Origin of the sequence: Microbacterium sp. (assembly GCF_047971895.1) — a bacterium.
Taxonomy (GTDB): domain Bacteria; phylum Actinomycetota; class Actinomycetes; order Actinomycetales; family Microbacteriaceae; genus Microbacterium.
Window position 1 is genome coordinate 1 of sequence record NZ_JBKEAF010000073.1, and the last position, 8349, is coordinate 8349.

An 8349-nucleotide genomic window follows, 5' to 3' on the forward strand; every position below is an offset into this window, starting at 1 on the left:
GACCGTGCCGAAGTGCTCCTCGAAGAACTCCGGGTGCTCGCGCAGTGCCGTGTCGGTATCCATGAAGATGACGCCCTGCGCCTCGAGTTGCTCGTTGATCTGGTGGTAGACCACCTCGGACTCGTACTGGGCGGCCACGCCGGCGACCAGACGCTGGCGTTCGGCCTCGGGGATGCCGAGCCTCTCGTAGGTGTTGCGGATGTCTTCGGGGAGGTCCTCCCACGACCCCGCCTGCTTCTCGGTGGAGCGCACGAAGTACTTGATGCTGTCGAAGTCGATCTCACTGAGATCGGCGCCCCACGTCGGCATCGGCTTGCGACCGAACAGCTGATGTCCCTTGAGGCGGGTCTTCAGCATCCACTCCGGCTCGGCCTTCAGCGCCGAGATGTCGCGTACGACCGCCTCGCTCAAGCCGCGCCGTGCGCTCGCTCCGGCGGCGTCGGGATCGTGCCAGCCGAACTCGTACACCCCCAGCCCGTCGAGCTCGGGACGGTCGATCAGCACATCCGACATGAAATCGTTCCTCCTCTGGACCCAACGGTGTCATCCGTCCCGGCATTCCCGAGCCCCGCGTGGAGTTCCGCGAGTGGGATGCCGCTTCCGGGTCCGGCTCCTGGCGGGCCGTGTGCTCCGCCTAAACTGTCCGCAGGCGTATCTCACGATGCACCGCCACCGACCCCTCGATTCTACAGGGTCCCGCGTCCGCGGGCGGCCAGGTGCCGACTCGACACCCCTTCAGGAGACGAACATGCCTGCAGCGACCGCACCCACCACACCGACCGGATGGCGGCAACGACTGTGGAACTGGCTGCCGCAGGAGGTCGACGGCCGCATCCGCGTGTTCGCGTGGCTGTCGTTCCTGGCCGAGATCATCATCATCGCCACCGGTGGGGCCGTCCGCCTGACCGCGTCGGGTCTCGGCTGCCCGACCTGGCCGCTGTGCACGCCCGAGTCCCTCGTTCCGACGCCGGAGATGGGCATTCACGGCGTGATCGAGTTCGGCAATCGCACGATGACCGGCCTGGTCGGCCTGCTCGCGCTCGCGGTCGTCCTCCTCACCCTGCGGATCGCGCGGACGCGGCGCGATCTGTTCGCACTCGCCCTGATCGTGCTGGGCGGGGTCGTCACGCAGGCGGTCGTCGGCGGCATCACGGTGTGGACCGGGTTGAACCCGTTCATCGTCGGATTCCACTACGTGGTCTCGCTCGGTCTGGTGTGCGTGTGCGCCGCGTTCCTGGTGCGGATGCGCGAGCCCGGCGGAGGGCGCGCCTACGCCGTGCCACGCTGGTACGCGATCACCGCATACGTCACCACAGGCGTGCTCGCCGTGACGATCGTGGTCGGCGTGCTCACCACGGGAGCCGGCCCGCACTCGGGCGACGTCGCCGCGGGCCGCAACGGCTTCAACGCCGAGTTGCTCGAGCACCTGCACGCATGGCCCGGATACAGCCTGTTCTTCCTGACGGTGGTCCTGCTGATCGGATCGTGGCGGCCGACGAGCACCGCACCGAGCCTTGCGCTGTGGACGGCGGTGCTCGTCATGCTCGAGCTCGTGCAGATCGTCGTGGGGCTGTATCAGGCGCGCAACGGACTTCCGGAGCTGGCCGTCGGCACGCACATGGTGCTGGCCGCACTCACCGCCGCGACGATGACAGTGGTCCTGCTGCGGCTCAGGAACCCGGTCGAGGCGGCGTAGCCGCGGCTCAGAACGGCAGCAGCGGGTCGACGGCGATCGCGAGGAACAGCAGCGTCAAGTACGTGATGGATGCGTGGAACACCCGCATCGGCGCGGCGGCCGTGCCGCGCACGGCGCGGGTGTACAACCGGTGCGACTCGTAGATGAACCAGCCGCCGAACACGACCGCCAAGACCGTGTAGACCAGGCCCATGTGCGCGACCGGGACGAGCAGGAGCGAGCACGCCACCGTCGCCCACGCGTACAGGATGACCTGCAGCCCCACCTGCGGGGCGTTGCGGGTGGACCCCAGCATCGGCACGACGGCCTCGTCGTAGTCGGCCTTGTACTTCATCGACAGCGGCCAGTAGTGGGGCGGCGTCCACAGGAAGACCAGCACGAACAGGATCACCGGCGGCCATGCCAACGAGCCGGTCACCGCCGTCCAGCCGATCAGCACCGGGAAGCAGCCGGCGATGCCGCCCCAGACGATGTTCTGCTCGGTGCGGCGCTTGAGGATCATCGTGTAGATGACGACGTAGAAGAAGATCGCGACGGCCGAGAGCGTCGCGGCCACCCAGTTGGTGGTCAGCAACAGCCAGATCGTGGATGCCACGGCGAGCACCCACGCGAAGATCAGCGCGGCGCGCGGTGTCACCTCTCCGGTGACCAGCGGCCGGTTCACGGTGCGCTGCATGTGCGCGTCGATGTCGCGGTCGAGGTACATGTTGAACGCCGCCGCCGACCCGGCGCTCATCGACCCGCCGATGACGGTGGCGAGCACGAGCCACAGGCTGGGGAAGCCGCCCTGCGCGAGGATCATGACCGGGACGGTCGTGACCAGCAGCAGTTCGAGCACCCGCGGCTTGGTGAGTGTGATGTACGCGCGGAGCGTGCGGCGCCACGCCTTGGGTCGAGTCGTCGGGCGTCCCGTGACGCCGGACGCCGTAGAGATGTCCATCACCCTCCGCGGGACGAGGCCCTGACCGGTCAGCCGACCGTGGCCGCCCTTCTCTGGCGCCCCTGACGAGTCTATGCCATCGCTATGCTGAGAGTCGCACGTGCGCTCGTGAGCGCAATCCCCCGAAGAATCCCCAAAGAAGAGAGGCGGTCCGGTGTCGGAACTGCGTTGGGACGAGATCGACAGGCGCGCCGTGGACACGGCCCGGGTGCTGGCGGCGGATGCCGTCGAGAAGGTGGGCAACGGGCATCCTGGCACGGCCATGAGTCTCGCGCCGGCTGCCTATCTGCTGTACCAGCGGGTGCTGCGCCACAACCCCGCCGATCCGCAGTGGCTGGGGCGTGATCGCTTCATCCTGTCGGCAGGGCATTCGTCGCTGACGCAGTACGTCCAGCTCTACTTCGGCGGGTTCGGTCTCGAGCTCGACGACCTCGCGTCGCTGCGCACGTGGGGCTCCCTCACACCCGGCCACCCCGAGTACGGGCACACCGAGGGCGTCGAGATCACCACCGGTCCGCTCGGCCAGGGGCTGGCATCGGCGGTCGGGTTCGCGTACGCGGCGCGGTACGAGCGGGGTCTGTTCGACCCGGATGCGACACCCGGCACGAGCCCGTTCGATCACTTCGTGTACGTCATCGCGTCGGACGGCGATCTGCAGGAGGGCGTGACCGCCGAAGCATCCAGCCTGGCCGGTCACCAGCAGCTGGGGAACCTGGTCGTGGTCTACGACGCGAACCAGATCTCCATCGAGGACGACACGAATGTGGCCTTCACCGAGGACGTCGCGCGGCGCTATGAGGCGTACGGATGGCACGTGCAGACCGTGGACTGGAAGCGCACCGGCGAGTACGTCGAGGACGTGCACGAGCTGTACGACGCGATCGAGGCCGCCAAGGGCGAGACCGACCGCCCGTCGCTGGTCATCCTGAAGACCATCATCGGCTGGCCCTCCCCCGGCAAGCAGAACACCGGGAAGATCCACGGGTCGGCGCTCGGCGCCGACGAGCTGGCCGCGACGAAGAAGGTGCTCGGGTTCGACCCCGACCGGTCCTTCGTCGTCGGCGACGACGTCATCGCGCACACTCGTGAGCTGCTCGAGCGCGGTGCCGCCGCGCAGGCGGAGTGGCGGAAGGGCTTCGACGCGTGGGCCACAGCGCACCCGGAGCGCAGTGCGCTGCTGGACCGCGTGCTGGCGCGCGAGCTGCCCGCGGACATCGCCGATGCGCTGCCGGTGTTCGAAGCGGGCAAGGATGTCTCGACCCGTGCCGCGTCCGGTTCGGTGCTGAACGCATTGGCGGCGCAGCTGCCAGAGCTGTGGGGCGGGTCGGCCGACCTGGCCGAGTCGAACCTCACCACGATCAAGGACGCGAGATCGTTCATCCCGCCCCAGTGGTCGACACACGAGTGGCAGGGCGACCCCTACGGTCGCGTGCTGCACTTCGGCATCCGTGAGCACGCGATGGGCGCGATCGTCAACGGGATCGTCCTGCACGGCCCGACGCGCCCATACGGCGGCACGTTCCTCATCTTCAGCGACTACATGCGGCCCGCGGTGCGCCTGGCCGCGCTGATGGACATCCCGTCCGTGTTCGTGTGGACGCACGATTCGGTCGCGCTCGGCGAGGACGGGCCCACACACCAGCCCATCGAGCAGCTGACCGCGCTGCGCGCCATCCCCAACTTCGCCGTGGTGCGGCCGGGCGACGCGAACGAGGTCGCGCATGCCTGGCTGGAGATCCTGCGCCGGCACGGCGGTCCGGCCGGCATCGCCCTGACCCGCCAGAACATCCCCGTGTTCGAGCGCGGCCACGGCGACGCCGCGGGCGACACCCTCGCGTCGGCCGCGCAGACCGTGAAGGGCGCCTACGTCCTCGCCGAGGCGCCGGGCGGCGTCGTCGACGTGATCCTGATCGCCACGGGCTCCGAAGTGCAGCTCGCCCTCTCCGCCCGCGAAGTGCTGCGCGGCGAGGGCGTGAACGCTCGCGTCGTGTCAGCGCCCAGCCTCGAATGGTTCGCCGAACAGGACGACGCCTACCGCGAGAGTGTGCTTCCTGCAGCGGTGACCGCGCGCGTCTCGGTCGAGGCGGGACTGGCCATGCCCTGGCGCGGCGTCGTCGGCGACACCGGGCGCAGCGTGTCGATCGAGCACTTCGGCGCCTCGGCCGACGTGAAGACGCTGTTCGAGAAGTTCGGCATCACGACCGACGCCGTCGTGGCCGCGGCGCACGAGACTCTGAAGGAGAACGCATGAGCACCCCCACCGAGCAGCTCACCGCCGCCGGCGTCAGCATCTGGCTCGACGACCTGTCGCGCCGCCGCATCGCCTCCGGCAACCTCGCACAGCTGATCGCGACCCGCGAGGTGAGCGGGGTCACCACCAACCCCACGATCTTCCAGGGTGCGATCGGCAACCCGGACGACACGTCCTACGACGCGCAGGTCGCCCAGTTCGCTGCACAGGGCGCCTCGACCGACGACACGATCTTCGCGATCACCACCGACGACGTGCGGGATGCCGCCGACGTGTTCCGCCCCGTGTTCGACGCGACCGGCGGTGTCGACGGACGCGTGTCGATCGAAGTGTCCCCCGACCTCGCACACGACACCGCCGCCACCGTCGCCCAGGCCCAGCAGCTGTGGGAGCGGGTGGACCGCCCGAACGTCTTCATCAAGATCCCGGCGACCAAGGCTGGGCTCCCCGCGATCACGCAGACCCTCGCTGCGGGCATCAGCGTCAACGTGACGCTGATCTTCAGCCTGGCACGCTACGCCGAGGTGATCGATGCGTACCTCGCCGGCATCGAGCAGGCCAGCGCCAACGGCCACGACACCACGAAGATCCACTCGGTCGCCTCGTTCTTCGTCTCTCGCGTGGACACCGAGGTCGACAAGCGGCTGGCCGCACTCGGCGGCGCGCACGACGAGCTCACGGGCACCGCCGGCATCGCCAACGCACGGCTGGCCTACGAACTCTACGAGAAGGCGTTCGCGGGCGAGCGCGCGACAGCGCTGACCGACGCCGGCGCACACACCCAGCGCCCGCTGTGGGCCTCCACCGGCGTGAAGGACCCCGCCCTCCCCGACACGCTCTACGTCGTGGAGCTCGTCGCCCCGGGCACCGTGAACACGATGCCCGAGAAGACGCTCGAGGCCACCTTCGACCACGCGGTCATCACCGGCGACACCGTCACCGGGAGCTACCTCGACGCCCATCAGGTCTTCGACCGTCTTGCGGCCGCGGGCATCGACTTCGACGATGTCACCCAGGTGCTCGAAGACGAAGGCGTCGAGAAGTTCATCGCCTCCTGGCACGACCTGCAGAACACCGTCTCACAGGCGCTCTCCGAGGCGGCACGATGAGCTTCGACATCCACCTCTCCGGCCGCGTCAAGACCGTCGTCGACACGACGCTCCCGGGTCTCACCTCCAGCCTCGTCGCCTCCGGCATCACCGCCGGAGATTCGAGCCTGTGGGGCCCCACGGCCGAGCCCGAGGCCGCCGAACGCCTCGGCTGGGTGCAGGCCGTCTCGGTCTCGCGACCTCTGGTACCGCAGATCGAGCAACTGCGCGCCGAGCTGGCCGAGCGCGGTGTCACGAACGTCGTGCTGACCGGCATGGGTGGATCGTCGCTCGCGCCCGAGGTCATCGCGGCGACGTCGGGCGTGGATCTCACCATCGTCGACTCCACCGCCCCCGGGCAGGTGCTCGCCGCCCTCGACGAGGGGCTCGCGCGCACGGTGCTCGTGGTGTCGTCCAAGTCGGGGTCGACCGTCGAGACCGATTCGGTCAAGCGCGCGTTCGAGGCCGCCTGGCGCGACCTCGGCATCGACCCCGTGGATCACATCGTCATCGTCACCGATCCGGACTCCCCGATGGACCGGGCCGCTCGGGAGGCCGGCTACCGCGTCTTCACGGCAGATCCGACCGTCGGCGGCCGGTACTCGGCGCTCACGGCGTTCGGGCTCGTGCCCGCAGGGCTGGCCGGTGCGCCCATCGGCGAACTGCTCGACGAGGCCGAGGCGACACTGCTGGAGGTCGCGATCGACAGCCCCGAGAACCCCGCGCTCGTCCTCGCCGCCGCCATCGCCGGTGGCGAGCCGCGGCGCGACAAGCTGGGGCTGATCACCGACGGCACGCACATCGTCGGCCTGCCGGACTGGATCGAGCAGCTCATCGCCGAGTCCACCGGCAAGCAGGGCACCGGCATCCTCCCCGTCGTGCTGCTGCCCGTCTCCGCCGAGGTCGAGAACCCACCCGCCGACCTGCAGCTTGTGCGCCTCGTCGACGAGGCCGACGCGTTCCACCTCATCGAACGGCACGAGGGCGAGGTGCTCATCAGCGGTTCGCTCGGCGCGCAGTTCGTCGTCTGGGAGTACGCCACGGCGATCGCGGGACGGATGCTGGGCATCAACCCGTTCGATCAGCCCGACGTCGAGGCGGCGAAGGTCGCCGCGCGCGGAATGCTCGACGAGCGGCCGCAGCCGACGCCGCCGGCCTTCGCCGCCGACGGCGTCGAGGTTCGGGTCTCGGATCCCGCGCTCGCCGAATCGGGAACCCTCGCCGGTGTGCTCGACGCACTGTGGGCCCGGCTGTCCCCCGACGGGTACGTCTCGATCCAGGCGTACGTCGACCGCATCGACCTGTCTCAGCTGCAGGGCCTTCGCGAGATGGTCGCTGCGGACTCGGCGCGCCCGACGACGTTCGGGTGGGGGCCGCGCTTTCTGCACTCGACGGGTCAGTATCACAAGGGCGGCCCGCAGAACGGCGTCTTCCTGCAGATCCTCGAGCGCAGCGACGTCGATCTCGAGATCCCCGGACGCCCCTACACGTTCGGGCAGCTCATCGATGCCCAGGCAGCGGGAGATGCCGGCGTGCTCGCCGGGCACGGCAGGCCCGTCGTGACGCTCACCCTGACCGATCCGCAAGCCGAGGTCCTGACCCTGTTCGAGGCCGCCCAGTAGGAGCCACCGCGCACATGACCGTCGACATCTCGCGCGGGCACAACCCGCTGCGCGACCCGGACGACCGTCGACTGAACCGGATCGCCGGGCCGAGCGCCCTGGTGATCTTCGGTGTCACCGGCGATCTGTCGCGCAAGAAACTCATGCCCGCCGTGTACGACTTGGCCAACCGTGGTCTGCTGCCCCCCGGCTTCGCGCTGGTCGGCTTCGCACGGCGGGACTGGGAGGACCAGGACTTCGCCGAGGTCGTGCACGAGGCGATCAAGGAGCACGCCCGCACCGACTACCGCGAGGAGACCTGGCAGCAGCTGCTGCAGGGCATCCGGTTCGTCTCGGGTGAGTTCGGCGATGACGATGCGTTCCGCCGGCTGCGCGAGACCGTCGATGCACTCGACGCCGAGCGCGGCACCATGGGCAACCACGCGTTCTACCTGTCGATCCCGCCGCGTGACTTCCCGCTCGTCGCGACACAGCTCAAGCGATCGGGGCTCGTCGACGACACGGCCGACCGTCCCGAGCGGTGGCGGCGTGTGGTCATCGAGAAGCCGTTCGGGCACGATCTCGAGTCGGCACGCGCACTCAACGACGCACTGCGCTCTGCCTTCCCGGCCGACTCGATCTTCCGCATCGACCACTACCTCGGCAAGGAGACGGTGCAGAACATCCTGGCCCTGCGCTTCGCCAACGAGCTGTACGAGCCGATCTGGAATCGCAACTATGTCGACCACGTACAGATCACGATGGCCGAGGAC

Annotated in this window: 6 protein-coding genes and 1 pseudogene; 5 read left to right on the forward strand and 2 right to left on the reverse strand. The window is 69.2% G+C overall.

What is annotated here, in order from left to right; all coding sequences use genetic code 11:
* Window positions 1-513, reverse strand: a pseudogene (locus tag ACK5IN_RS05860) (Fe-S cluster assembly protein SufB); the annotation flags it as partial.
* Window positions 514-748: 235 nt separating this feature from the next.
* On the opposite strand from ACK5IN_RS05860, the gene ACK5IN_RS05865 reads away from it, so the two are divergent.
* On the forward strand, window positions 749-1696 hold the full coding sequence (locus ACK5IN_RS05865; protein WP_416895269.1) for a COX15/CtaA family protein: 948 nt from the start codon (window positions 749-751) through the stop codon (window positions 1694-1696).
* Window positions 1697-1703: 7 nt separating this feature from the next.
* On the opposite strand, the gene ACK5IN_RS05870 is transcribed toward ACK5IN_RS05865, so the two are convergent.
* Window positions 1704-2636, reverse strand: coding sequence for a heme o synthase (locus tag ACK5IN_RS05870; RefSeq protein WP_416895270.1), 933 nt, complete (start codon window positions 2634-2636; stop codon window positions 1704-1706).
* Window positions 2637-2790: 154 nt separating this feature from the next.
* On the opposite strand from ACK5IN_RS05870, the gene tkt reads away from it, so the two are divergent.
* The 4 genes from tkt to ACK5IN_RS05890 all read left to right on the forward strand — a co-directional run.
* Complete coding sequence (gene tkt, locus ACK5IN_RS05875; protein ID WP_416895271.1) at window positions 2791-4887, forward strand: transketolase; 2097 nt, start codon at window positions 2791-2793, stop codon at window positions 4885-4887.
* Window positions 4884-5996, forward strand: coding sequence for a transaldolase (tal, locus tag ACK5IN_RS05880; RefSeq protein ID WP_416895272.1), 1113 nt, complete (start codon window positions 4884-4886; stop codon window positions 5994-5996). The genes tkt and tal overlap by 4 nt, the downstream gene beginning before the upstream one ends.
* On the forward strand, window positions 5993-7597 hold the full coding sequence (locus ACK5IN_RS05885; protein ID WP_416895273.1) for a glucose-6-phosphate isomerase: 1605 nt from the start codon (window positions 5993-5995) through the stop codon (window positions 7595-7597). The genes tal and ACK5IN_RS05885 overlap by 4 nt, the downstream gene beginning before the upstream one ends.
* 14 nt (window positions 7598-7611) lie before the next feature.
* On the forward strand, window positions 7612-8349 hold a 738-nt coding region (locus tag ACK5IN_RS05890; protein ID WP_416895274.1), incomplete at its 3' end, for a glucose-6-phosphate dehydrogenase.